Consider the following 26,002-nt stretch of genomic DNA (forward strand, 5'->3'; position numbering starts at 1 on the left):
GTGCGGCGCGTGAAGCCATGGGTCGTTTGGCTGCTGTTGCTGACAACTCCGAAACGTCCGTATGTCGTCGTGCACGGCTATCCCGACTCAGAAGGCAACTCCGTCGAGATGGTTCGAGCGCTCGTGGATAGATATGGTGGAGGTGTATATCTCCTAGCGGATAGCCCTGTGACCGCGCGAAAAGTGTTACGGGACGCTCGGATTGATCAATCCGAGCGGGTCGCGATCCTCCAGTACAAATCGCTCCGAGCTCTTTTCCGATTCGTGACAGCCGAGGTCTCCCTGTTCACGCACGGTGTTTACGGCTGCCCGAGGCGAGTGCCTAGGAAGACCCTAGTGAACTTGTGGCATGGCGGGGGCATCAAGGTGGGAATAATGGCGGACGAGCGGGGTCGGCCATACGTGCACGCGGATTACTTGGTCGCGGCAACACGGTGGAAGGGCGCGATCATGGCGCGGCAGTGCCGCCTGCCAGATGGCGGCCTGCTGCTTACCGGCAATCCCCGGGTGGACCAGTTCGGAGAGGTTGATCCGGGAGCCCTGAAGAGTGTCGGTATAGACCCAGCCCGTCCGTTCGTAGTGTGGATGCCTACTTTCCGGCGAAGTACTCGGCAGCTCGCCACGTCGACAGGCGCGGAAGATCCCGGTGCCGACTTAGTCAACGCATCTGCCCAGGTGGTCGTTGACGGCCTGGCGAACGCAGGCATCCAGGTGGTGGTAAAGCCGCATCCAAGCGACGCTGATCGTCACGAGATCGCTGGCGCAATCACCGTCACGAACGACGCGCTTGTTCAAAACGGCGTCTTCCTGTATCAGCTACTTGGGTGTGCCAATGGTCTGTTGACAGACTACTCAAGCGTATGGATTGACTACCTGACTCTCGATCGGCCGATCGGATTTCTTGTTCCGGATGAAGCAACGTACGCGGATAGTCGCGGGTTTGACCCTCCAGATGCTCTGGAATGGCTACCCGGACCGCGGGTTCGAACGGCTGCTGACATAGCGGCATTTGCTGAGGATGTCTTGTCGAAAGGTGCCCTTACGGAGGCGCGCCGGCGTGAAGTCTCGGAGCACATCGGCTTAGTACGTGAAAGTGGTGTTGCCGAAAGGATTCTGGATGAACTGGCAGCCAAGGGGAGGTTCGGGCCCCGCCTCAGTCCGCTGAGGACTGAGATGGTGACAGTGGAGCGGCCGACCCGGAACTAGTGTTTCAACTGTGGTACGAGTCCCGGCGTGTTCGTCCGAGAGCCACTGTCGCTATCAACTCCAGTCCTGGAATCCGAGCATTCGGCAGGGACGGGCCTGATGGTCGGCCGCCCCAAGTGGGGACCGCACCAATCCTCGTACGCGGTTCGTCCGGATCCCTTTGCACGAGTAGACAAGTTGCACAGCTGGGAGGTATGCCTTGATTCGACCGGGAGCAATTCGACTTCGATTGGTACGAAACAGTGGGTCGATGCCGGAAAGGTTGACTGGCAAGATACTTGTGGTCTTGCAGATCGCTGGATATAGCTTGTGGCTTCGTTGCCTCAACTTCGGGTCCAGATCGCCTCTGACGGGCTCCGAGCGGTGTGATGTCTCGCTGACCTCATACGGACGCCGGACTCGGCATGTTTGGAAGACACTCGAAACTATTGGACGAGGTGAGGTTCGTCCGCGACGGGTGGTGCTATGGCTGGATGAGGAGTCTGTCACCGCGGAACTGCCGCGGACTCTGCAACGCTTGACAAGGCGAGGTCTCGAAGTTAGGGCATGCGCAGACTACGGACCGCACAAGAAATACTTCCCCTACATCATGGAGTGTCCATTAGATGGTCCGCTGGTTACGGCCGATGACGATGTCCTGTATCCCCGCCAGTGGTTGAAGGGTCTCGTTTCGGCACATCGCGAGGACGAAGTAACGGCGTATCGATGCAGGACTATTAGCAGCATGCCCTACAGCAGTTGGGCGCTGTGCACGAGCACGGCTTCATCGTTAGATCTTCTCCCGACAGGCGTCTCCGGTGTGATCTACCCGCCGAAAGTGCTCAACGCGTTGCGTGAGCGAGGTGACGAGTTCATGCGGTATTGCCCTCGCGCAGACGATTTCTGGCTGCACTACGCGGCAGTTGCTTCCGGCGTCGAGACGCGGCAGGTGTCGGAGACCGCCGCCGAGTGGTGGCCATCTCGGCCAAGGCAAAAAGGGCTGTGGCACGAAAATTTCGCAAACGGCGGCAACGATGCAATTTCTGCCGAGGTGGCACGTGCCTGGCTCGTCGAGTGATGGCCGCGCAATCACGCTTTGCCCCGATCCATCTGCCCTTCCGAGTTCGATGACCGTGACGAGTTCAGGCATCGGTTGAATGAGTTGAAGCCGTTCGAAGTCCGGTCGCCGTCCCAGGCAATGCCCACGTCGTTAGTGGTGACCGCGCTCGACACAGGCATCGAGTTCATCCGGGTATCGTGAACTGAACCCATTTGACGAGTGCGAGTGTGGAATCAGGAATCAGGAATCGGCTGCACTGATCTGGCGGACCTCATCGACTTTGTCCTGGCTAGATCCTGAATGCGCTGACCCTCCTGGCGCTGCAGATCCTGTTCATCACTTTCCACAGTCTTACCGAGGGATGTGCGTGCAAGTCTGCCCGCGCGAAGAATGCGTTGAAAACGACGGCTTCTGTGCCCGCCTGTAATGAGTTGGCCTTGAATCTCGACTTCGGCGCAGTGCACATCGTGCAAGAGATCGCCGAAGCCTTCAGCACTTCGCGGTCGTAGCCTTGGACATCGACCCTTGATGAAGTGCGGTGCGCGGAGATCTTCGGCCACACCTCATCGAGGCGGGATAGGGCGACGGGGATTCGCTCAACGGCCTCGACAGAAGAGGCAAGCTCGCTGGGCCACCGTTCAGGGATCGGTTTCGCGAGCAATTCGCAACTCTGTTGTCAGGCCATCCTGGCTCCCGAGTGCCGCGCAGACGACACGCCCGGGGAGCGTGTTCGCCGCTTCTTGGTCCGCCTCAACAAAGACAGGTTCGATTCGACCCAGCTTCTGCAGCAGTTTCCACCGCCGTGGCAATCCGCCACGAGCCCGATATCAAGATAGGTCAATCACTTTGGCGACAAAGTTATGAGTGCTGCCCGTGCCGCGGTGATTGGCGCGAGTCCACCCCGACAAGCCGATATGGGTTCATTGGTATCCCTCCATACGTGTGGGGATGACCCGCCCGCCGCACTCTGTTGCAGCCTGAGCCAGCCGAGTGTGTGCAACGGGGGCTGTATCGACGAAGGGCCTACCGCAGAGGTTGATTCAGTGTCAGCTCCGGTCGAAAAGTGAGCAGGTAGTTCCGGGGTGGGTTCTAGTCAACGTCGCAACACCGACGGACCAGATGAGGCTAGCAGCGCAGCGAATAGGTCCGCAGGGCAACGATCTTGGAGGACCATGCGGGGTCGATCATTGAGTTCGTCCTCAACGGCCCGTAGATGCTCCGGTGGATGGTTGATGAGCGTAACGCCCTTGGGGAAGTAGTCGCGCAACAGTCCGTTGGTGTTTTCGTTGGTGCCGCGTTGCCAGGGAGATCTGGAGTCGCAGAAGTAGACGGGCGCGCCAAGCTTCTCTGCGGTGGCCAGGTGGCGGGCCATCTCGGTGCCCTGGTCCCAGGTAATCGATCGCATCATCGCCGGTGGCAGATCTCGCATGCGGGCCACCAGAGCAGCGTGCAGCGAGTCGGAATCGGCGCGAGGCAGATGCACGAGTCGCAGCATCCGGGTCTGGCGTTCGACCAGGGTGCCGATCGCTGAGAGGTGGTTGTTGCCGACGATGAGATCTCCCTCCCAGTGCCCGGCTTGTGACCGGTCGATCGGCGCGAAGGGCCGATCGTGGATGGTCAGCATCGGCTGCTGAAACCGTGGACGCCGGCGCTGCTGGCGCTGGTGCGCCCGACGATGGTCACGACCGGTGCGCAGCGGTGAACGCCGGTGCGGCGCCAACCGCGTGGGCTGCAAGAAGCGTGAACTCGGTTGATAGACAGCCTGATAGATACTTTCGTGGCACAACCGCATCGATGGTTCATCGGGGAAGCGCTGGCGCAGGTGGCGACTGATCTGCTGCGGGCTCCACCGCTTCCCAAGCAGCTCGGTGACTATGGCACTGAGGCGGTCATTGGTGTCGACCCGGCGCCGATGGTGACGCGCACGTCGAGCGGTGGCTCGCCGATGAGCATCGAAGGGCTGATAGCCGCGGCCGGCTGGGATGTTTCGCCGCAGCTCCCGCGAGATTGTCGACGGCGCTCGACCGAGCCGGTCGGCGATCGCCCGCTGGCTCAGACCCGAGCGGCGCAGATCGGCGATCTCGATACGCTCATCCTGGGACAGGTATCTCGCGCTGATCTCGCGGACCTCCAAGCGATCCAGCGGCGGAACGAACCCGGCCTCGACGCCGTTGCGGTAGGTCTTATAGCCGCGCGTCCAGTTCGTCGCCGCTGACCGGGATACGCCGACTTCGCGGGCCGCGGCGCGCACGCTCCACCCTCGAGCCCGCAACTCCATGAACCGCTGACGCTTGGCCGATTGCGGACGACGCCCCGGCCCTTTCTTCACTCGACGCGACGATGCCAACACAACCTCCAGAACCTAGAGAAGTGTTGCGACAACGCCTAGAAACCACCCCGGAGCAGGCTGCGCAGGATTCAACCGGAGCTGACAATTCAGGCCGGAATCCCAGTAATGAAACTGGTCATGATCCAGTCGGCATCGCCGGTGCACTCGAAGTCGAGTACCGAGCGCGTACCACCTGACGTGTCCAAGACCGCGGAAGCTGGGACCTTGTAGGCACTGGGCCACGTGATCTCGTGACCCCCGGCTTGGTCTTGGACGAAGACGAATCGGTAGCGCAGTCCGGTTGGCGGCTGGCCTCGGGGGGTGGAAGGCGTATCGATCGTAGCGTCTCCGGTCAGAGTCACGTGATGTTCTTGGTGCTCGTAAACATTTACGGGTACCAGTCCGTCGTGGTCGGACGAAGTCGATGACGATCCGCCACGGCAGAGGTCGATCGCGTTATCCAAGAATGAGTTTCCGACCGCCGGCCACGTAACCGCCGCCGGATCAATGTTGGCGATGATCTTGTTTTGCGTTGATCCCGAGACCGAGATGCCGGCGAACGGCGTCGCCTTGAGGGGCGCCTTAGATGATACGGCGACATCGAAAATCGAATGGTGAACATTGTTCAGGGAAATCCCGCTGTTCGACGTGGCACCCGCGGCGTTATCGCTATCGGAGTTGAAGCTGCGCACGGTGACGCTGGAGATAGGGCTGTCCGCCCCGTACAGCGTCAGTCCGGTGCCGGAGTTTTCTTGCGTCGTCACGTTCGTGTAGACGTTGATCGCCCCGTTGCGCTGGTAGACCCCTGCAGCACCGGCAACGATGCGGCCCGAGTACCACGACTTGATGTTCGCAAACTTGTTGTTGAAGCAGTTCACCAAGTAAACGCCGTGATTTCCGGATTGGCCGACATCGACGTTCTGCATAGTGTTGTCCGAGAAGACTTTGCCGTGGAACCCATATCCATCGCAGTGGTACATGTTCACGCTATCGATCAACGATGAGCGCATGCGGTAACCCCAGAAAATGCCCGTCCCCGCGACATCGCGGATGTGCACATCGCGGATCAGATGTCGTCCCGCATTCTTGCCGGCTCCAGCTGAGTTGTCGAAGTGGATACCTGAAGCCAATCCTGTTTGGGCTGAGTTATTTCCATCAATACTGAAGTCTCGCAGCACCACGTTTCTTGCGTCAGGCGCCCGGAGCAGAATGAGGTGCTGCCCATCCGCACGTCCAGCCTTGTGCTTGACTACCGATCGGCCTGGCCCGAGACCACGCATTCCTACTTTGTCGGCCAACTCGATCTGGCTGGCGACGCTGACACCGACCCACTCAATGAGGCCGCCCCCCGCCGCGGCCACCGTGTCTACAGCGTGCGCCCACGCTGCGGTGTCGTCAGTTACGCCGTCGCATACCGCACCTGACCGCCGCAAGTCATACCCGTCGCGGCCGAGGGCGTCCGGCAATTCAGAACGACTCTGCACCGATGTAGATGACTTGCCCGCTGGAGTGGAGCATCCCCCCACCGCTGCTGGGACCACCAACCCAGCTGCAATAGCGCCCAAAGCAGCACGTCTCGACACGAGTGACGGAGCGGTATCACTGCGGGCCGACTTCACCTTCTTCACGTTACTTATCCATTCCTGCGTATGCCATTTCAGCCACTCGGGCGGAGCTGGCTGCTACCGCAATCGCTGCTGGGTGAATCCATCGGCGAGTTCATGATCTGCCGGCTGTGCCCCTAAGTCTTGGTCGACGTGGGCAAGACGACGGGGATGGATCGCGAGATCTCAGCGGGTGGGTCCGCCGGTGTCCCTACGTGTGCAGTGCGGCGGGGTATTGAGGCCATACCCCGGAACGGCATCTCGCTGCGACATTTCGTGTGGGACATCAGTCAGTCACGGAATGCACAAATGTAAACGGAGGCCGTCCATCTATGTGGAACCTAAAATTTGATGCAGACGCAAAAGTAATTCGCTGCAAATTCAAAGAAAACCGTTTGCGGAATCAATAATTGATCTAATCAAACAGGTCATGAGGCCAAAATGGATAAGGCAAGGGGACTGCTCGAAGGCTTTGTAGCAAATGCGTGATGAGCGCAGTCCTAGTAATCTGACCGACTGCGGTGCGTCGTTTAATGGTGGCGTCATGTCATTGCTTCAGGCGTGCCGAATTCCGACAACGCTATTTGCTTTCAAATGCAAGAACTTGGAGCCCAAGATGATGCGCAGTATTCTCAGCCTCGAGCCTCAGGCTTTCAAACTCGACCGGAGGTGGCTTTTTCTGGCGCCCCTAGGGGTCGGACTCCTTTTGCGTGGCGTTGCACTTTTCTTGGAAGCTGATGTGACGGCAGACGCGAACCTGTGGGAGTACGGTCAGCAGGGACTTTGCGCCGCGCAGAACGGCGGAGATCTGTGTAGGTTCTATTCAGACGGATCTGGCTCCTACGCTTCCGCATACATGCCGCCGCTACTCAGCTATCTGTGGCTCATACTTTTTTCGTTGTTCGGTGACGGAGCCATTGCGCGTTCAGTGTTCCTGGCTGTAGGGCTGATCGCATCGCTGGGATCTATCGCCCTAACGTTCTACTTGACCGAAAAGTTGATTAGATCTGAGCCGGTAGCGTTCCTGGCCGCGATGATCGTCGCGTGCTACCCAACGTTCGTGTTCGTGGCGACCACGTACCACCAGACGTGCTGGGCGGTCTTTTTCATCCTGGCCGTGGCAGCCGTTTCTGTGAAGCTGTCAGCGTCCGCGAACACTCTTCTCTATGGTTGCCTCGGAGGCGCTCTGAGTGGCTTATCAGCGCTGAATCGGTCCGAAATGCTGCTAATCGGACCGGTGATGTTGTTAGTCGGTGTGTTCTGGGATCGTGAACGCAAGCGCTGCCTGAAGGTATGCCTGGCCATCTTCACGGTAATGGGCCTGATCATGGCGCCTTGGATGGTTCGAAATTATGCAGAGTTCGGCCGGTTCATACCTACTGCTCAGAGCGATGGCTACAACTTATGGAAAGGCTACAACCAGCACACCAACGGCTCCGGAAACCTCACGGAACTCACTGGTTCCGCAGGATGGACGGCTAGAAAGGAGATTCGCTCGCGGGTTGCCCCCGGAGATGACTATGAGGCCCGTATTCAGGAAGAGTTCATGGAAGAGTTTGTGAACGACATTCAGCACGTGTCGGCCGGTAGGCTGATGCAGCTTCAGGTCACCAAAACCGGATTACTGTGGATCTTCGACTGGACCGATGGGGCAGTCGCCGGGAAGGTAACTTACCTATTTCCCTGGGTCGTAACGAACATCTTCGCCTTTATCGGGCTGGTGGTCCTTTGGCGCAATCGTCGCCTCGTGGCGCCGGCGCCGGCTGCCATATACGCCACCGCAGTCGCGCTCCTCACTGTCGCCTACGTAGCGACTTCGGTGCACGCGAGGTACCGGATGCACATCGAGCCGTTCATTTTCATGGCTGCAGCAACCGGATTGGTCGGGGTCTGGGCCAGAATCCGAGGCCGTGCGTTCGATAGTTACGTCGAGGGTGAAACTTCATGACCACCGGGTTCAATACGTCTGCACCTATGCTCGGTCCCTCAAGGCCCAGAGGTGTCGGTTTGATCTTCTGGTCTCATATCTCTTCGAGGCGTTGCACCTTCACTGCTACCAACCCGTAACCGATCGGGAAAACTCTGCTGGTCTTGTCGGTAAAGCGGCGCCCGACTGGGGTCTTTCGTACGGCCATGACCAGGCGGTGGAGTGCCGGTACCAATATGGACAGTCGAGCGTGGAGAAGTAGTTTGGACCAGAGATCAGCCATGACTTCGAGCCATCCCCCTAGCGGCACCAGCTCCTTGACTTCGAGTCCTGCTTTCTCGATGAGTCGGTCGAGCGCGTACTGCGTGTATCTGAAGTAGTCGTGCGGCGTTTCGTGCAATTGGTAGAGGAACGGGACGTTAAGGATAAGTCGACCGCCAGGTTTGAGAATCCGGGAAATTTCGGAAAGTAGGTTTGACGGTTCCGCGATATGTTCAAGGACATCTGACAACACGACTACGTCGAAGGATTCGTTCTCGAATGCCTGAAGGGGCTTGTTCAGGTCGATCACGATGTCGAGAAGTGGGTTCTCGTGCAGTGAATTAGCCCAATCGGCGAGGACAATTGATGAACAGTGTTCGCGATAGGCTCCGAGCAACGGCGCCTTGCCGCAGCCTAAGTCGACTAAATCTCCTGAAACCCACTTGGGCAGTGTGCGCTGGTAGAAATCTGCGACGAGGCTGGCGACAATGCGTGATGAGGGTGCAAGTTCGTTGGCGTCTTTCGACGCAGTGATTGTTGCACCGTTTATGGAGAACTTCGTCTGCTGCCATGTATCCTTCAATGCCAACTCCTAGCCCGGCTGTTCTCTAATTTATGCAGTTCGTTGGGGGTGGATTCGGAAGATGCTGCAGCGGTATCTAATGAGAGCGCGAGGCCAATCGCGCACCAGGCTGGTACGCCGATGAGTGTGTTGTTTTGAAACATCAAAACTTCAGTGCCATTGTGGACCAGAAACAGCAGGAACAGTGCGGATCCAAATCGTCCGGCACCTGTCGTGGCTGTCGATAGACGCTTCCAAGCGGACAGCAAGAATGCGACTAGTAGACCTATGCCGAGCAAGCCGACCTGCATGTAGACCTGCAGGTAGTAATTGTGCGCTGACAGTTGGGTTGTAAGTACATCTCGCGGCAGGGCGCCGGCCCCTAGTCCAAAAATGGGTGTTTCACTTACTGCATGGAGGATTGACGGCCAGAGCACGTCTCTCCCGGATTCCACACGAGCGCCCGTCCACTCGCGAATTCTTACCGAAGCTTCGGCAATGAACGTCGAACGCTCGATATTCAGGAAGAACCAGATCGTCCCCAGGATGACTGAAGCCGATACTGTAATGCCGCCAATCCAATATGCTCGCTTAGGAAGGCGCGTTGCGCAGTAGAAGGCGACAATAAACAGCACAGAGTCTACGATCAGTGAGCGAACCTCGAAGCTGAGCGCAATTGCCATTCCAGATAAGAAGAACAGTGTGGCAATTAATCCGCCGTTCGACTCCTGTCGCCGCATCAAGACCAAGTATCCGAATGCCACCACATAAAGCAGGGTGGCGCCCGCGGCGTTCATGGTGAAATTGGCTGTACTGATAGCTACTACGTTGGTAAGGACGATTATGATGATCAGCGCCCGAACCGATGCGAATTGCAGGATCGCAGAACCATAGACTGCAAATGTGATAAACGCTGTGCCAGTGCATAGTAAAGCTGTGGTATGCACGTAACCTTGGCTTTGATTCGTTCCCAGCCAGCTGCTTAGCGCATACACGGCAGTGAAGATCATCAACAGTAAAGCCGGCCGTGCAATGTCCTTGATGCGGATGAGTACCAAGGGCAGGAGCAATGCTGTGACGCCGAGCAGCAACGGCCCTCGAATGCTCGGTTCGAGTACGACGATCGTGGGGTAAGCGATAAGGACAAGTGCTAGCGGGGTGACAATCGGGCTGAAATCGCGCTCCGCGGACCGTGCAGATTCGCGAGATCTCGCTCGTTGCTGTCTACCTGCGGTCGAATTGCCAATTGGCGCAAGTGCTGGCGGCGGATCGTGGGTGCTCGAGACATCGTCGATGTTACGGGGGCTCACCTTCTCAATCGCCTTCGTGTGGCGTTGGGTTGGTTTGGCCTGTAGAGGAATGCTTGCCGCGGGCAGCAGGCTGACGTGGGCTGCTCTCTCCGTAGTAGCTGTAGCTGTAGGCGGCACTGCCGCTGGCAGGGACCATTGTGAAGACTGCGCCAAGCAGCGGTGCCCCTACACTTTCGAGGTTCGCGACTGCGTGGCCGATTTGCTCAGACTTCGTGTGTCCAGATCGCACCATCAAGAGCACGCCGTCGGCACCGGCGGCCAGTATTGCCGCGTCGGTGACCGCAAGCAGTGGCGTGGAATCGACAATCACGTAATCGAATTCGGCGCGAAGCTCAGCAAGAAGGCTCTTTGCGGCCTGTGATGCGAGGAGCTCACTGGGGTTAGGGGGGACGGCGCCGGATGTAAGTACGGTCAATCCCGAGAATCGCGACTTCTGTAACGCCTCGTTGAGAGTTGTTGCGCCACTGAGAACCGTGCTGAAGCCGACTGCACCGACTAGGTCCAGATACTTGTGCAGTGTGGGACGCCGGAGGTCTCCATCCACGATGACAACGTTGTTGCCGGCCTCTGCAAGTGCGAGTGCCACGTTGATTGTCGTTGTCGACTTGCCCTCGCTTGGAACTGAGCTCGTGAGAACTAGTACTCGCGGCGGGTTGTCTACCGACAGGAAGTGCAAGTTGGTACGGAGCTTCCGGAATGCCTCCGCGATGGCCGAGTTGTCATTATCGAAGGAGATTGCCGGCTGCTTCCGCCGTTCCTTATCAAGCGGAATGGATCCTACGAGCCCTGTGCCGGTGAGGTCTTCAAGCTGTTCTCGCTTCTTGACCGTGTTGTCCAGCATGTCGCGGGCCACTGCGAGGGCTATTCCAAGTGCGATACCCACCAGCAGGCCCAGGCCCATGTTGCGGGCGGTCCGCGGTACAACTGGCTTCTCAGGAATCGAAGCGCGCTGCTCAACGACCACGCGCGAATCGGGAGTTGTTGCGCCTTCCGGAGTCTCGAGTTCGCGCACCATGTTCACGAACTCATCAGACAGTGCGTTTGCTATATCGCGGGCTTGCACGGGTGATGGATCGAGAACGTCGACATTGATCAGAACTGTGTCGAGCTTCGCTTTTGCCTTGATTGCCGATTGCAGTTCGGCTGGCCGCATATCGAGCCCTAGCTTATCTATCGTTCGCCGCGCCAAAGTCTCCCCTTTGAGGAGCTCGGCGTAGGAGACTACGCGGTCTTGAGAGAACCGATTACCTTGGTACGTCTCGGAGACCGAGCCGCCCGCGGATGTCGACACGAAGAGCCTCGTTGAAGCCTGATAGAGCGGCGTGGTCAGGAAGGTGTAAGTCGCAGCGGCGGCGAGCGCGACCAATATGGTTACCGCCACGGTGATCCATCTGGATCGCAGCAGTTTCACATACTCCTGCAGGTTCAACGCCAACCCCTTCGTTGCATACTGTTCAGGAACTCTGCCCACGGAGCAATACCGCGGTTTCTCATGAGCCGCTCTAGGTTCAATTCGAGCATTCGGGCACTGATATCACGGATTGGACATCATCCACCAATGGCTGGGTCGGGACACGAGCCTTACCCGGTGATGCCGGTTCGGACAGCCGGAAACTCAGTTCGCCGGACTGGCCGGGCGGTATCGCCACCTGTATTTCGAAGGTGGGATGGTTGCGTTCGACCCCCGTGGCGACGGCGACCTTCTCGCCGTTCGACAGCGCGCTCTCAAGTTTTGCGCCGACAGTGCCGAGCAGTCGTACCGACGTCACCATGGTGCCGCTCGGTAGGTCTATGGGAATTTCCGGATTGAGTCCGGCGGCGCTGACTACATAGTCCGGCAGTGGGCCATCCGGCACAGCGTTCTTCAACCGCACTGTGACAGTCGACATCCGGGTCTCACCGGCGCATCGGTCGGCAACGTACTCGATCTCGCGTTCGAGGTAGTAGTCCATCTTGTTGCCGCCGAGGTTGTTGATCACCACCTCTGCATACGGGGCTGCGTCGTCTGGAACGATATGCGCGAGAGGCGTCGTCTCCAGCAGTTCCTGTTCGGCGGGTACCGAACTCCATACGGAGATCCGGCCCTGGCCGACCGCCTTACCGAGAGCGTCGAGTAGCGCCCGCGGCGACCCGACCGAACTCGTCATCTTCTTCACGACCTCGCTGGCTATATCCTGCAGATACTGCTTGCGGGCAACTTGGTCGTCCGGAAACCGGCTGTAAGCGGTCGATTCGGTCAGTTCGACGACGTTGTCTTTGGTGATCTGTTCGCCGTCGGCCAGGGTGACCGGACCCACCGCGCCCAACATGTAGCTGAGCGCGAACGGGTCGAGCGCGATGACGCCGTCGACATTCATGCCCGTCTGTTGGGCCCACATGGACTTCCATATCTGTGCGGCATAGGGGAAGTGTGAGCTCATGTTGCTATTGCGGTAGTCGCCGAACGGATTGGCGTATCCGTAGTTCTGTTCGAACTCAGAACCGAGATCGATCGGAGTGAACGGCTTGTCGAGTTCGGTGTTGGTGCCCAACGTATCAACGGTCCCAGTGCCGTTGTCGAATCGCAGCACGCCGAACCCGCCGAGCAGCCCGCCGGTGCCCCGGGCCTCGGCGTTGGTCTGGAAGGCCATGAAGTAGGTACGGGGTCCATCGGCACCCATCATCGGCGGAGCGAGACGCGCCGCCAAAGCCGTGTTATCCAGCAGTCCGGCGATTTCCGCCGTCTGCTCCTGGAGCTGTGAGCGGGCGTCGGCGAGCACCGAGACGAACCGGGGATCGGAGATCGCCTGGGCGTCGGCATTGAGGCTCGTGGCTGCCTCCGCGAGCGTGCTGAGCTTCGGTTCCTCGGTGCGCAGTAGTTGCACGTCCACGCGGCTGCCGTCGATCAGGCGATCCGGGGACAGCGCCGTGCCGGCTTCGGCAGCGGGTCTCAGCACATCGGTGGCAAGCCCGAGCACGACGTCCGAGATCTGCTGGCCGGACTCGAATGGACTGCCCAGCCAGGGTATGAACGCTGCCACCGTCCAGGGCAGGGAGTGGGTGGCATCGCTGGCCTCCTGCGCATGGAACTGAGCATGGTCCGCGAAGCGCAGTGCGTCCTCGGACTTTCCTTGCTGCAGCGCGGTTTTCGCGTGTTGGGCATTGGTGCGGGCCTGCTCCAGGCCATTCTTCGCGTCAACGCCGCTCTTGGCGAGCCAACCGATGAAGGCGGCCATCACCACGAGGGCCGCAAGACTGCCCAGCAGGATTGAGCGGCGGTGTCGCCTCAAGGCTTCACGGAGACGGTCGAGTCTCTCGTGTCGATCCTCGGCTGACAGGTCACGGTCGTCATCATCGACATGTTCGAATTTCGGCACTCAGCGCGCTTTCCAAATCAGACGGCGCGGATCCGAACAACGGATCCGCGCCGGTGACGTCAGATTCTGTACAAAAGCCAAAACTACTTGCAGCCTCGCCCGACGGAGAGGGTCGTGGTGCCGTACGGGCCGAGCTTGACGGAAGCTCCCAGGAAGCACGCCTCGAAGTTCAGGTTCTTGGTGAACCAGCTGTACGCCGGCTTCAGGAACCCCGGCACCATGCTGAGCGGGGTAAAGACGAGAATGTTGGATCGTGCCGGCGGATTCGGGTTGGCCTTCCCGATCCACCACAGGTCGTTCTGGAAGATGCTCCGGACGATGCCGCCGGGTGTCGCACTGGCCGACGGGCCGGCCGCGGCAGCGACAAATGCGGTCGCGCAGGGTGCACCGCTGACCGTGACGCAGTCACTGTCGCCGAGCTGACCGAGCTGGCCGCCCAGTGCGCTGATCGGCGCCGGGGCGGGCTGCGCCTGCGCAACGGTCGTCGGCGTGAGCGTTGCTGCGGCCGCCATGGCGCAGGACGCTACTCCGATATTGATCTTGCGGGCTAAAGCAGACATTTCGTCCCCCTGTATGGACCTGAAGTTGCGAAAAGCATCGCAGAGGTGGCGGACGCTGTCAACACATAGCCGCAGCTAGCGGCACGTGTTTCGGCGGAAATTGGACGAAACGAATTGTTCATATGGATGCAATCGGCAACCTGGATTTTGCGAATGGAGTATTCGCACTAACAGGACGGGCGTGCCGAAAATTGCTGTGAAACACGCTTCGTTGATAGTTCGCTGGTGTCAGGCTGCGTCGCTTAGGTTGCGAGATCTCTGTTCTGCGGTCACCTTTTGGTTATCTGTGCTGGTAGACAGGCTAAGCATTGGGGCGGCGGTCGTAACCACGGCTGGCGCAGGATGGGGGATCGGCCATGGGCACGAAGCGATATTGACGTTGCTGCCGATATTTCTCGGGGTGGGGAGGCTCTAACCGGAACGTCGCTGGAACACCGCTCGGCGGTGTTGTTCGGGTCGTTCGCGTACCAGGGCGTAGATTCGGCACGTGTCCAGCGAGAGATGTCGGTGCGGTCATGAGCGCGCCGCGCACGAGCACTATCGCTCAGGATCGGAGTGCGCTGTGTGCGCGCCGGGGCAGTGCCCGACCTACAGCGATCCCCGTGGGCCCTGGTGGCGGCGGCTGATCCCCGGTGGCCGGCGCGAAGGGAATCCTGCCAAAGACTGAATCCCGCACCGCTGCAAGCGATACGGGACTCAGGGGTAAAGCTGGCGGGTTAGTTGCAGCCGCGGCCGACGGACAGCTTCGTGGTGCCGTACGGCCCGAGCGTCGCGGTCAGGCCGAACACGCAGACCTCGAGATCCCATTTGGCGGTGAACCAGCCGTACAGCGGCTTGAGGAAACCGGGCACCAGGCTCATCGGGGTGAACTCCAGGATGGTGGAGCGGGGCTTATCGTTGGCCCGGCCGAGCCACCAGAGCTTGTTCTGGATGAGGTTGTCGGGGAAGCCGGGGTTGGAGGCGGCCGCCGCCAGCGCGGCGGCGCTCGGCAGCCCGATCGGCGCGCACGAGGTCGTCGCGGTCGGCACACACTGCGCCGACCCGACCTGGGAGCCCAGCGAGCCGGTGGGCGCGGCCTCGGTGTCCGCATGGGCCACTGAAACCGGCAGCAGAGTTGCTGCGGCGGCAACTGCCCCGGCGGCGATACCGATGTTCATTCTTCGAACCATGGCCGACATTCGTCCCCCTATTGCGTCGAAAGTTGGGAAAAGCATCACAGAACGGCGGGCGCCTGTCAACACATACGCGCAGCTCACAGGCCGATTTGCAGTCGATATAGCCATCACACGCAACATCTTGTGGTTTGCGTCGAATTTCTGATCGCAATGGTGATTCATTCGCTGAGAACCGCGGGCGGGGGCGCGATCAGTGGCTGCCGAGTCGTTCGCTGGGCCGGGTCTGCTCGCTCCGTCGGACTGTCGAAGTCTTTGCTGTATTTACGCGGATGTCTATTAAAGGCTGGTGGCGGTAGGTAGGTGCCGACCGATGGGGTCCGCTCGAGTAGGTCCCTCGCCGCGCGTGACCCCGTGGACCCGGAGGAATGTGAGGAGCGCTCGCGCCAGTTATTGACGTTGCTGTCAACTGCGCCATATCTACGCCCACCTGGAGACCTTGTCGCCGGGGCGAAACCCAAATGGCCCGTTGGCGAAAGCCGGTGGCTGCCCTCAGTGCAGCACCACGGTCGCTGCCAACGCCAGATGATCGGACCCGGCGACGGACACCGTGCGCATCGACGTCGCCACCGCATCCCGGGTCAGAATGTGGTCGACGGCCAGGAACGGCGGGATCGGAAGATGGCACGGATACGTCCGCGTCAGCCCGGCGTGGACCTGCGCCGCCCCGTCGCGGTAGCCGTCGCGCAGCAGCCGGCGGAACTCGCGGACGTCGGGGGTGGCGTTGAGGTCGCTGCCGACGATCACCGGGCCGGCGGCCGGGACGGCACGCAGCGCGGGTCCCAGCCGGCGGATGTCCTCGCGCCACGACGTGAAAGCCGAACGCGGTGGCGGCATATGGGTGGACACCACCGTCATCTCGGTCTCGGGTGCCTGCACCCGTGCATGGATGAAGCCGCGGCTGAAACTCTCGTCGCTGCCGGAATCGGTGATCGGGAATCGGCTCCACAACCCCACCCCGGCGGCCTTGTCGCGGGGCCGCAGCGTCGAGTACGGGAATTCCGTTGCCAGCAAGGGTGATAGCGCCTCCGCCAGTTCTCCGGTGAGCTCCTGTACGGCCAGGATGTCGGCACTTTCGATGGCCAGCCGAGCCACCGCGGCGGGCTCGGCCTTACCGAGATAGAGGTTCGCCGACAGGAACCGCACGGTGGCGCCGGGCCCGGGCAAGCGAGCACCGAGGTACCAGGGCAGGTGCACGGCCACCGCCGCGACCGTCAGCGCCGCGGAAACCGCGACCGGCCCCCAGTGCCCGGACAGCCCGAACACCACCGCCGCCACCGGGGCCGCCGGCATCAGATATGGGGACAGCGCCGCGGTGGCCACCACCCAGCGATTGCCGGCCGCCAGGAACCGTGCGGCCAATGCGGTGGCAGCGAGCAGCAGCAGGAGCCAACCCAGAACCAGCATCAGCGGACAACCCGGCAAAGGGGAAACCCGCTGTCGTGCAACGGAAGAACTACTGCTTGATGTAGGTGACCAGGCTGACGTCGAGTGCCTCGTCGAGGTAGTAGTACTGGCAGCCGGTCAGGTACTTCATGTAGTCGTTGTAGTGCTGCTCGCCGGCGGCCGCGATGGCCTGCTCCTTGTTGTGCTCCAGGCGAGCGGCCCAGATGCCGAGGGTCTTGATGTAGTGGTTGCGCAGGGACAGCGGCTCGGGCACGGTGAAGCCGGCCTTCACACCGTGGTCCACCAGCATCTGCGTGCTCGGGATGCGGCCGCCGGGGAAGATCACCTCGGCCATGAACTTGGCGAACCGGGCCAGCTCGAACGTCAGCTTCTTGCCGCGCGCCCGCAGATCGTCGGGGTGGTAGCCGCAACTGCTCTGGATGGTCATCCGGCCGTCCGTGGGCAGGATGTCGTAGCTGTTCTTGAAGAAGTCGTCGAAGCGCTCGAACCCGAAGTGCTCGATGGCCTCGATGGAGACGATGCGGTCGACGGGGGAGTGGAATTGCTCCCAGCCCTCCAGCCGGACGTCGAAGGTGCGGTCACTGTCGACCCCGCTGAGCAGCTGATCGCAGTACGCCTTCTGGTTCTTGCTCAGCGTCAGCCCGATGACGTTGACGTCGTACTTCTCCCGTGCGCGTTGCAGCGTCAGGCCCCAGCCGCAGCCCACCTCCAGCAGTGTCATGCCCGGCTTGAGATCGAGCCGGTCCAGATGCTGGTCGACGTTGGCGATCTGAGCCTCGGACAGCGTGACGCTGGGCCCGGTGAAGTAGGCGCAGCTGTACTTGCGGGTCGGGTCCTGGAAGACGCCGAAAAAGTCGTCGGACAGGTCGTAGTGTGCCTGGATCTCTTCGAAGTGCGGCCGCAGTTCCGCAGTGCCGGTTGAGTTGTCAGACATGAAAGCGCTTGCCCTCTCGATCGTGCACTGCGGTGCCCACCATGTTTCTGGTGCCCGCTTGACGCGGAACCCTACCCGCAGTAGTGCCATTCCTGCGGGATGCCCGCAGCGTGTCATTGATGTCCGCGCGGGCCGTGTCTTGACCCGGCGCGCAGCGTTTCTTTAAGTTGTCGAACTACTTCGTCATCGTGAACTGATTGACGTCGATGTAGCCCACCCGGAAACCATTCGCGCACCCGGTCAGATAGCGCATGTAGCGCTCGTACACCTCTTCTGACTGGACGGCGACGGCCTCGTCTCTATGAGACTCTAGCGCCTCGGCCCAGTGGTCCAGAGTGCGTGCGTAGTGGAACCGCAGGGACTGGCGTCGCTCGACGGTGAAACCGGCTGGGGTGGCGTGTTCCTCCACTTTCTCGATCGAGGGCAGCCGGCCGCCCGGGAAGATCTCGGTCAGGATGAACTTGACGAATCTGGCAACCTCGAACGTCAGCGGTATACCCTCGTCGATCAGCTGCGGAAACGTCTTACCGCAAATCGTATGCAGCAGCATGACACCGTCATCCGGCAAGGCGGCGTGCGCCATGGCGAAGAACGCGTCATAGCGTTCGAAGCCGAAGTGCTCGAATGCGCCGATCGACACGATCCGGTCCACCGGCTCGTCGAACTCCTCCCACCCCTGGAGCAGGACCCGTTTCTGGCGCGGGCTGTCCGAGCGGGCGAACTCGCCCTCCACGAACGCCTTCTGGTTCTCGCTCAGCGTCAGCCCGATGACGTTGACGTCGTAGCGCTCCAGCGCGCGCATCATCGTCGCGCCCCAGCCGCAGCCGATGTCGAGCAGCGTCATGCCCGGTTGCAGGCCCAGCTTGCCCAGCGACAGGTCGATCTTGGCGAGCTGGGCCTGTTCCAGGGTCATGTCATCGCGCTCGAAGTAGGCGCAGCTGTAGGTCCGGCTCGGATCCAGGAACAGCGCGAAGAACTCGTCGGACAGGTCATAGTGCGCCTGTACGTCGGAGAAATTCGGTTTGAGCTTGGTTTTGCGGTCGGTCATACGCGCCCCCCCGGCGACCTCGTTCACGTCCCGATCGGCGACGACCGGGCTTGCGCGGGATGCTACGCCGCCCCGCCGGGTCCTGCGCGGCTTACGCGGAGAAGTTGGTCTTGAGTTCGCCGACGATGTCGTCCCACAGCGGTTCCGGCAGCTCATGGCCCATCCCGTCGAACAGCACCAGTCTTGCCCCGGGAATGGCCCGCGCGATCGCGCGGCCCCCGGACGGGCGCATCAGCTTGTCCGCCTTGCCGTGGATGACCACCGTCGGGGCGGTGGTCGCCCGGTTGTAGGGGCGCAGGCTGCCGCTGCCCAGGATGGCGGCGAACTGCCGGCCGACCCCGGCCGGGTGGTAGGACCGCTCGTAGCTCTCCAGCGCGTCGGCGCGCACCCTGTCCTCGGGTGCCGGGTATCCGGGGCTGCCGATGATGCGGGAGACCCGGATGCTGTTGGCGATGACGCTCTCCGGGCTGGTGTCGGCGGGCTTCTGCAACAGGGCCAGCAGTTGCCGGGGCCCGGGCGGCGGCAGCAGTGCCCGGTTGTTGGAGGAGAAGATCACCCCCAGTGAGCGGGTTCGGGCGGCGTGCCGGGCGGCGAACACCTGGGCGATCATCCCGCCCATCGAACCACCGACGATGTGTGCGCGGTCCAGCCCGAGATGGTCGAGCAGGGCGGCCGTATCGTCGGCCATGTCCTCCAGCGTGTAGGCCGCCGGACTCTTGACGCCGATGAGCGAGCGTGCCATCCGCGGGGCCAGCGCGGCTCCGCTGTGTGCGCCGGGCAGTTTCGAGGACAGCCCCACGTCCCGGTTGTCGAACCGGATGACGCGCAGCCCCTGGTCGACCAGTTTCTCGCAGAACCCCTTGCGCCACAACAGGAGTTGCGCGCCGAGGCCCATGATCAGCACGACCGGTGGGTCACCCTCGTTGCCGAAATCCTCGTAGACGATGTCCAGGTCACCCGACTTCGCGACGCCGGTACGCACCTTCATTCGATCGGTGCCGGCTCGTCGTCGGACTTGTGCTCGCGGCTGACCTCGACCATGAAGTTGGCGAAGTATCCGGTCAGCTGCGGATCGCTCATCATCTGCCAGCGCGGCGCGAGCAGCTTCATGTAGCGCTCGACGTAGAGGAACTGCTTACCGATGAGCACCAGCTCCCGGGGCAGCTTCACGTCGTAGGCGTCGGCCAGCGCCGAGAGTTGCTTGCCGATCTCGGCGTAACTCAGGTCGCCGAGGGTGGACATGGTCAACGGGGTGGTGAACTTCTCCAGGTCCTCGGCGGCCTGGGCCTCGGGTTTCACGGTGCCGACCGCGCCCATCATCACGACGATCTTGCCGGCGGCGGCGTGGTCCTTCTTGACCAGCAGCGCGTACACGAGTTCGCGCAGCAGCCACCGGGTACGCGGATCGATGCGGCCCATGATGCCGAAGTCGAAGAACACGATCTTGCCGTCGTCGTCGACATAGAGGTTGCCGGCATGCAGGTCGCCGTGGAACAGGCCGTGCCGCAGCCCGCCCTCGAACACGCTGAACAGCAAGGCCTTCACGAGGCCCTCGCCGTCGAAACCCTTTTTGCGGATGGTGGCGACGTCGTCGATGCGGGTGCCCTGGATGCGTTCCATGGTGAGCACCCGCTCACTGGTCAGGTCCCAATAGACCTGCGGTACTCGGATGTCGGCGCCCAGCGGGGAGGAGTGCATGTGCGCGACCCAGGCGTCCATGGACTGCGCCTCGAGTCGGAAGTCCAGCTCCTCGGCCAGGTTGTCGGCGAAGTCGGCGACCACATCCTGAGCGGAAAGGCGTTGCCCCAGTTTGGCGAACTCGACGAGGCGGGCGCCGCGCTTGAGGATCTGCAGATCCGCGGCGACGCGCCGGCGGATGCCGGGCCGCTGGATCTTGACCACCACTTCTTCACCGGAATGCAGTGTCGCGTAGTGCACCTGCGCGATGGAGGCCGACGCGAACGGCGTCTCGTCGAAGGACTTGAACAGGCTCTCCGGCCGGGCCCCGAGTTCTTCGACGAACAGCTTGTGCACTTCGGCCTTGTCCGCGGGTGGCACCCGGTCCAGCAGGCTGCGGAACTCCCGGCTCAGTGGCTCACCGAACGCGCCCGGGCTGGAGGCGATGATCTGCCCGAACTTGACGTAGGTGGGGCCCAGATCGGCGAAGGTCTTGGGGACCTGTTTGGCGATCTTCTGCTGTAGCGAACCCTTGCCCATGATGGTGCCGACGACGCGGGCGCCGGTACGGGTGATCTGCCACCCGGTCGCGCCGATGCGGGCGGCCTCGACCGGCAGCGGCACCCGGTCCAGCCTGGCGGGCTCGCGGTGCTTTGTTCTCGGCGTGGAACTCATGTCTGCAGTGTCTCAAAGCCCGAGGTGCCGCTGAACACAAGTGTGCGCTGCGTCATACTCATGCGAAGCTGTGCTCGACCTCGGTGCGACTCAGCTCCGGGTCGCTACCCAGCACATATGTCGGCTCGGTGTGGTCGCAGGTGGTGCCATCGGCCACCCGGGCCTGGGCCTGGCGGAACTCCATCGTGGTGCCCGCCGCGGTGTGCAGGCCGTTGATGATCGACCAGACCATGGCGCGCCGGGCCGCCCGCTCGACGGGGTTGGGGTCGGTGTGCCCGATCAGCTGCTTGGCCCACTTGGGCATGGTGTCGCGGATGGCCCAGTCCACCGCGCTCTGCGGCATCGGCAGGTTCGATCCGGTGGCCATGGCCGCTCCGTGGGTGAGCGCCAGGCGAGGCAGGTAGGAGCGCAGGCATTCCAGCGTCTCGGCCTTGGTGGTGGGCAGGTCGGTGCCGCCCAGAGCGTGCCCGACCCGCACGAACTCCCCGTAGTAGCGGTCCAGTTTCTTGCCGCGCAACGGATTCGGGTGATAGATCTCGTGCGCGGTGGCCAGCCCCCACACCACGGTGGCGTAATTCCAGCGCAGCCAGTCCGGATCGTCGGCGTCATACACGGCGCCGTCGGGGCGGACGCCCTTGATGGTGTGGTGCATCGAGCGGACCGTGCGCGACACCCGCTCGGCGGTCTCGGTGTTGCCGTAGGCGGTGCCGATGAAGAAGGCGATGGAGTGCCCCAGCCGCACGGCGGCGCCCTTCGGATCGATGACGGGCTCGGCGATACCCGTCTTCGGGTCGCGCTTGACCAGCCGGGAGTGGTGCATGCCCATCCAGTAGATGGACGGGTCGAGGCGCTCGATGTAGGCGGCGCACTGCAGGCCGAAGATCAGGGCCTCGGTGTGCGAGTGCACGTGCCAGACCGCGCTACCGGGCCCGAACCAGCCCGGGTCGCCGGCCGGGCCGGCGAACTCCATGCCTTTGAAGTAGTGCCGGCGTACGTCCTTGTCGAACTTGCGCTGCAGCATCTGCTCGAGCACCTGGTGCGGCATATCCACGCCGGAACCCCTTAATCTGGTTTTCGTCTTTCTGGTCACGTATGTAGCCAGAGTACATTTTGGTTACGACCGTGACCAGATCTATCCTGGGTGGATGTCGAGTTCGACCCGGTGGGCTGGTGTGCCCCTGGATGACCGGCGCGCCGAACGCCGCGGGTTACTGGTCGACGCCGCCTTCGCGTTGTTCGGCGACGGCGGGGAATCCGCGCTGACGGTGCGTTCGGTATGTCGGGAATGCGGCATGAACACCCGGTATTTCTACGAAAGCTTCACCGACACAGACGAACTGCTCGGTGCGGTGTTCGACAAGGTGGCCGTCGAACTCGGCGCCGCGGTGGACGCGGCGATGACGGTTGCCGGGGACTCGCCGACCAGCCGGACCCGGGCCGGGATCGCCGCGGTGCTCGGCTTCAGCTCGGCGGACCCGCGCCGGGGCCGGGTGCTGTTCACCGACGCCCGCGCCAACCCGGTGCTCACCGCCCGGCGCGCCGCGCTGCAGGACGCGCTGCTGGCCGCGGTGCTGGAGGAGGGCTCGCGGCTGCACCCCGGCTCGGACCCGGTGGCCACCCGCGTCGGTGCGGCCATGTTCACCGGTGCGATGGCCGAGCTGGCCCAGCAGTATCTGTCCGGCGCCCTCGGGGATGACCTGGATGCCGTCGTCAGCGACGCGTTGCGGTTTTTCCGGTAGGTCCGCGCCCTCCTTTTTCTGCGGCGAAACTCGCGTACCCGTCGCTGTTTCGCGGATATCAACGACCGGTACGCGTGTTTCGCCAAGAAAATGGAGCCGCGGAGCACGCTGGTGCGTCCAAACAAACATGGCCGTTCCCATCATTGGCGCCGAGGCGGTGGCCGAAGGATTGCTCACCCGGGCGCAGCTGCGTCACCGCTACGCTCCGGTCTTCCGTGGGGTCTACCTGCCGAAGGGGCATTCGCCGACGCTGTTCGAGCGGATCGCCGCCGCCCGCCTGGCCGTGCCGCGTGCGGTGATCGCTGGACCCGCGGCATCCGCAGTGCACGGTGCGAAGTGGGTGGATGACGACATACGTATCGACCTGATCGGACGGTGCCGGCCACAGCCCGGACTCAGGGGCCGGGAGGAGACGTTGTGCGCGGACGAGTCGATGACGGTGCGTGGCATTCCGGTGACGACGCCGGCGCGAACGGCATTCGACCTGGCCCGGCGGCTGCCCCGGGCCGACGCGATCGAGCGCCTCGACGCGCTGATGAATGCCTCGCCGTTCTCGATCGAGGACGCCATGTTGCTGACCAAGGTGCATCCCCGCGCCCGCGGCCTGGTTCGAGCTCGCGAGGCACTGCCATTCGTGGACGGCGGGGCGGAGTCCCCGAAGGAGAGCTGGCTGCGGATGCTGTTCATCGACGCCGGATTGCCGGTGCCGACAACGCAGTTCGTGGTGTACAGGGCGGACGGGGTCTACATCCGGCGCATCGACATGGTGTGGGAGGACTACAAGATCGGCGCCGAGTACGACGGGGAACAGCACCTGACCTCGCGCGAGCAGTACGCGCGCGACGTCTGGACCCGCGGCGAACTGCAGAAGCTGGGCTGGTACGTAATCCACGTCATCAAGGAACACCGCGGCCCGGACGTCGTCGCGGAGGGCCGCGCGGCGCTACTCGCCCGCGGATGGGATGGCCGCCCCTGACGGCCGCTCCGGTCGCGGCGAAACACGCGTACCCGTCGCTTTTCCGCGCGCAGGAGCGACGGGTACGCGAGTTTCGCCACAATATTCAGGCGACCGGCTGCTTGCCCCACGGGGTCAGCCACGGCGTCGGCTCCCAGTCCTCCAATCCGGCCAGCAACTCGTAGAGCGTGGCGCCGTCGATGCTCTCCCGGACGATGTCGCCCTGCCCGGCGTGGCGCGCGAGCTCCTCGATCATGTGGAAGATCACCCAGCGCACCGACCACGCCGAGATGTCCTTCGGGAACCACGGCACCCCTGGTGGAACTGGCACTGCCGCACCGAGATCCGTGGTTTCGATCAGCCGGATCGTCTCCGCGTTCTGCTCATCGAAGGCAGCCAGGACATCGGCCAGCGTCTCGTCCTCGCGCATCACGAACTCGTCGCCGTAGTCGGCGGCCTGGTCCTCCATCGGGCGCTTGTCGCCGTCGGTGAGCTCCGGGGCCGCGGCCACCCGTTCCATCCAGCTGCGCTGGCAGTTCGTGACGTGCTTGATCAGCCCGCCGATGGACAGTGTGCTCACCGAGGGCGCGGCGCGGGCCTGCTCGTCGGTGAGGCCGAAAGCGATCGCGTGGAAGGCGTACTGCTGGGCGGCGATGTATTCCTTGAGTCCGGCGCGCTCGTCGGCGATCGGCGGGGGCATGGCGGGCATCTCAGTTCTCCTTCGTGTGGGTGTACAGGTCTCGCAGCAAAGAGATTTCGGCGCCGTGGTGGATGACCTCTCGGTTGATGTGCAGCACCAGGACGGACATCGGATAGTCGGCATACGGTCCCTCGGCGGGCCCGCACGGGCGGTCCAGGTCTGCGTCTGACAGGCCCCGCACCCCGGCCGTCCAGCGCGCGTATTCGGTGTCGAGCTGGCCCAGCGCGGTCGCGGCGTCGGTGGCGTACGGCCAGCTCTGGTAGTCGGCGGCCGGCCCGCCGAAATGCGAATGGTTGCGCATCGCGAAGACGCCGATGATCACGTGCGCCAGCCGCCAGGCGATGGTGGTGAACGGGGCAGGCTCCGGCTCCGGGTTGGCGAAGTCGACCCCACCGTCGGGGTGCACGGTCCAGCAGTCGGCGACCGGCTGCCAGAAGTATTCGTCGTCGGTGAGGCCGTCGAGCCGAGGTCGCAGTTGGTGTTCCCAGTGGAAACTCAGCTGGTCGGCGAGCAGTTCGCTGTTCATGACCCAAGACTGACATCTATATAGGACAGATTCGGTCCTAAGAGTGCGGCAGGATGTGGATATGAGCACGGCAAGGGTGTTGCAGCTGCTCGGCCTGCTGCAGTCACGCCGGGTGTGGACCTCCGAGGAGCTGGCCGACCGCCTGGAGGTCACCACCCGCAGCGTGCGCCGCGACGTCGACCGGCTGCGCGAACTGGGCTATCCGGTGCACGCCAGCAAGGGGCACGGCGGCGGCTACCAACTCGGCGCCGGCGCGGCCCTGCCCCCGCTGCTGCTGGACCCCGACGAGGCGGTGGCGATGGCCGTCTGCCTGCGGCTGGCCGCCGGCGGCAGTGTCGCCGGGGTGGGGGAGTCCGCGCTGCGGGCGCTGTCCAAACTCGACCAGGTGATGCCGGCGCGGCTGCGCTCCCAGGTCGCCGCGGTGCACGACAGCACCGTCACGCTGACCCCGACCAGCCGCGACGTGCCCGTCGACCCCGAGGTGCTGATGACGCTGGCCCGAGCCTGCCGCGACCACGAGCACGTCAACCTCACCTACACCGACATCCGTGACAACGAGACACAACGCAGGCTGGAGCCCTACCAACTGGTGACCACCGGGCGGCGCTGGTACCTGTTGGCCTTCGACCGCGACCGACAGGACTGGCGCAGCCTGCGCCTGGACCGGATGGCCGACGTCCGCGCGCTGGGCAGCACCTTCACCCCGCGCCCGGCGCCCGATGCCGCCCAGTACGTACAGCGCGCCATCACCAGCTCGCCCTACCGGTACGTGGCCCGGGTGCGCTACCGGGCACCTCGCGACGTTGTGGCGCAGAGCTTCTCGGCGGCGTCGGTGCAGATCGAACCGGATGGCCCCGACGCCTGCATCTTGACCACCGGCGCCGACGACCCGGACAAGATGGCGCTCTACCTGGCCATGCCGGGCTGCGAGTTCGAGGTGCTCGAACCACCCGAGGTTGCGGACGCGGTGCGGACCGCCGCCGAACGGCTCCGCAGGGCGGCGGCACGCTGACCG

The 26,002-nt window shown here is 62.7% G+C and carries 22 protein-coding genes; 6 read left to right on the plus strand and 16 right to left on the minus strand.

The genetic code is table 11. The annotated features are described in order from the left end of the window. Positions 1-9 precede the first annotated feature (9 nt). Positions 10-1,206: a CDP-glycerol glycerophosphotransferase family protein gene (locus K0O62_RS05390; RefSeq protein WP_165636991.1), complete on the plus strand. Its 1,197-nt coding sequence runs from the start codon at positions 10-12 to the stop codon at positions 1,204-1,206. Positions 1,207-1,930: 724 nt separating this feature from the next. Continuing rightward, positions 1,931-2,263, plus strand: coding sequence for a hypothetical protein (locus K0O62_RS05395; protein ID WP_131817406.1), 333 nt, complete (start codon positions 1,931-1,933; stop codon positions 2,261-2,263). 1,075 nt (positions 2,264-3,338) lie between these two features. Here K0O62_RS05395 and K0O62_RS05400 read toward each other — a convergent pair. Together K0O62_RS05400 and K0O62_RS05405 are read right to left on the minus strand one after the other, a co-directional pair. After that, positions 3,339-4,592: an IS30 family transposase gene (locus K0O62_RS05400; protein WP_420093262.1), complete on the minus strand. Its 1,254-nt coding sequence runs from the start codon at positions 4,590-4,592 to the stop codon at positions 3,339-3,341. Between the two features lie 89 nt (positions 4,593-4,681). Further along, the gene (locus K0O62_RS05405; protein WP_131817405.1) at positions 4,682-6,202 is read right to left on the minus strand and encodes a right-handed parallel beta-helix repeat-containing protein; all 1,521 of its coding nucleotides are present in this window, start codon (positions 6,200-6,202) and stop codon (positions 4,682-4,684) included. A 520-nt stretch (positions 6,203-6,722) separates the two neighbouring features. On the opposite strand from K0O62_RS05405, the gene K0O62_RS05410 reads away from it, so the two are divergent. Then, positions 6,723-8,126 carry an ArnT family glycosyltransferase gene (locus K0O62_RS05410; protein ID WP_073856963.1) on the plus strand — a complete coding sequence of 468 codons (1,404 nt, stop codon included), beginning with the start codon at positions 6,723-6,725 and terminating at the stop codon, positions 8,124-8,126. Positions 8,127-8,199: 73 nt separating this feature from the next. Here K0O62_RS05410 and K0O62_RS05415 read toward each other — a convergent pair whose 3' ends face one another. From K0O62_RS05415 to K0O62_RS05470, 12 genes are all read right to left on the minus strand, one after another. Next, positions 8,200-8,949 (minus strand): class I SAM-dependent methyltransferase, encoded by a 750-nt coding sequence (locus tag K0O62_RS05415; RefSeq protein WP_165636990.1) that lies wholly within the window; start codon positions 8,947-8,949, stop codon positions 8,200-8,202. Next, positions 8,946-10,238 carry an O-antigen ligase family protein gene (locus tag K0O62_RS05420; RefSeq protein ID WP_131817404.1) on the minus strand — a complete coding sequence of 431 codons (1,293 nt, stop codon included), beginning with the start codon at positions 10,236-10,238 and terminating at the stop codon, positions 8,946-8,948. The genes K0O62_RS05415 and K0O62_RS05420 overlap by 4 nt, the downstream gene beginning before the upstream one ends. A gap of 4 nt (positions 10,239-10,242) precedes the next feature. Further along, complete coding sequence (locus tag K0O62_RS05425; protein ID WP_073857168.1) at positions 10,243-11,667, minus strand: tyrosine-protein kinase domain-containing protein; 1,425 nt, start codon at positions 11,665-11,667, stop codon at positions 10,243-10,245. A 79-nt stretch (positions 11,668-11,746) separates the two neighbouring features. After that, the gene (locus K0O62_RS05430; RefSeq protein ID WP_097934059.1) at positions 11,747-13,453 is read right to left on the minus strand and encodes a DUF4012 domain-containing protein; all 1,707 of its coding nucleotides are present in this window, start codon (positions 13,451-13,453) and stop codon (positions 11,747-11,749) included. A 224-nt stretch (positions 13,454-13,677) separates the two neighbouring features. Further along, on the minus strand, positions 13,678-14,154 hold the full coding sequence (locus tag K0O62_RS05435) for a hypothetical protein (protein ID WP_131817403.1): 477 nt from the start codon (positions 14,152-14,154) through the stop codon (positions 13,678-13,680). A gap of 716 nt (positions 14,155-14,870) precedes the next feature. Continuing rightward, the gene (locus K0O62_RS05440) at positions 14,871-15,311 is read right to left on the minus strand and encodes a hypothetical protein (protein ID WP_073856959.1); all 441 of its coding nucleotides are present in this window, start codon (positions 15,309-15,311) and stop codon (positions 14,871-14,873) included. Between the two features lie 507 nt (positions 15,312-15,818). Beyond that, positions 15,819-16,733 (minus strand): endonuclease/exonuclease/phosphatase family protein, encoded by a 915-nt coding sequence (locus K0O62_RS05445; protein ID WP_073856958.1) that lies wholly within the window; start codon positions 16,731-16,733, stop codon positions 15,819-15,821. Between the two features lie 49 nt (positions 16,734-16,782). Then, on the minus strand, positions 16,783-17,667 hold the full coding sequence (locus tag K0O62_RS05450) for a cyclopropane mycolic acid synthase family methyltransferase (RefSeq protein WP_073856957.1): 885 nt from the start codon (positions 17,665-17,667) through the stop codon (positions 16,783-16,785). Between the two features lie 175 nt (positions 17,668-17,842). Beyond that, positions 17,843-18,715 carry a cyclopropane mycolic acid synthase family methyltransferase gene (locus K0O62_RS05455; RefSeq protein WP_073856956.1) on the minus strand — a complete coding sequence of 291 codons (873 nt, stop codon included), beginning with the start codon at positions 18,713-18,715 and terminating at the stop codon, positions 17,843-17,845. A 91-nt stretch (positions 18,716-18,806) separates the two neighbouring features. Then, a complete protein-coding gene (locus tag K0O62_RS05460) occupies positions 18,807-19,703 on the minus strand; it encodes an alpha/beta fold hydrolase (protein WP_073856955.1) in 897 nt (298 codons plus the stop codon). Beyond that, the gene (locus tag K0O62_RS05465) at positions 19,700-21,067 is read right to left on the minus strand and encodes an ABC1 kinase family protein (RefSeq protein ID WP_073856954.1); all 1,368 of its coding nucleotides are present in this window, start codon (positions 21,065-21,067) and stop codon (positions 19,700-19,702) included. The genes K0O62_RS05460 and K0O62_RS05465 overlap by 4 nt, the downstream gene beginning before the upstream one ends. A gap of 58 nt (positions 21,068-21,125) precedes the next feature. Beyond that, complete coding sequence (locus tag K0O62_RS05470) at positions 21,126-22,118, minus strand: oxygenase MpaB family protein (protein ID WP_073856953.1); 993 nt, start codon at positions 22,116-22,118, stop codon at positions 21,126-21,128. Positions 22,119-22,212: 94 nt separating this feature from the next. Between K0O62_RS05470 and K0O62_RS05475 the strand changes: the two genes are divergently transcribed. Further along, the gene (locus K0O62_RS05475; RefSeq protein WP_073856952.1) at positions 22,213-22,806 is read left to right on the plus strand and encodes a TetR/AcrR family transcriptional regulator; all 594 of its coding nucleotides are present in this window, start codon (positions 22,213-22,215) and stop codon (positions 22,804-22,806) included. 127 nt (positions 22,807-22,933) lie between these two features. Next, on the plus strand, positions 22,934-23,782 hold the full coding sequence (locus tag K0O62_RS05480) for a type IV toxin-antitoxin system AbiEi family antitoxin (RefSeq protein WP_073856951.1): 849 nt from the start codon (positions 22,934-22,936) through the stop codon (positions 23,780-23,782). A gap of 85 nt (positions 23,783-23,867) precedes the next feature. Here K0O62_RS05480 and K0O62_RS05485 read toward each other — a convergent pair whose 3' ends face one another. Together K0O62_RS05485 and K0O62_RS05490 are read right to left on the minus strand one after the other, a co-directional pair. Then, the gene (locus tag K0O62_RS05485) at positions 23,868-24,470 is read right to left on the minus strand and encodes a DinB family protein (RefSeq protein WP_073856950.1); all 603 of its coding nucleotides are present in this window, start codon (positions 24,468-24,470) and stop codon (positions 23,868-23,870) included. Position 24,471: 1 nt separating this feature from the next. After that, positions 24,472-24,987 (minus strand): DinB family protein, encoded by a 516-nt coding sequence (locus K0O62_RS05490; protein ID WP_073856949.1) that lies wholly within the window; start codon positions 24,985-24,987, stop codon positions 24,472-24,474. A 61-nt stretch (positions 24,988-25,048) separates the two neighbouring features. Here K0O62_RS05490 and K0O62_RS05495 point away from each other — a divergent pair, with 61 nt between their 5' ends. After that, positions 25,049-25,999 (plus strand): helix-turn-helix transcriptional regulator, encoded by a 951-nt coding sequence (locus K0O62_RS05495; RefSeq protein ID WP_073856948.1) that lies wholly within the window; start codon positions 25,049-25,051, stop codon positions 25,997-25,999. Positions 26,000-26,002: the final 3 nt, after the last annotated feature.

This window comes from Mycolicibacterium diernhoferi (assembly GCF_019456655.1).
Classification (GTDB): Bacteria; Actinomycetota; Actinomycetes; order Mycobacteriales; family Mycobacteriaceae; genus Mycobacterium; species Mycobacterium diernhoferi.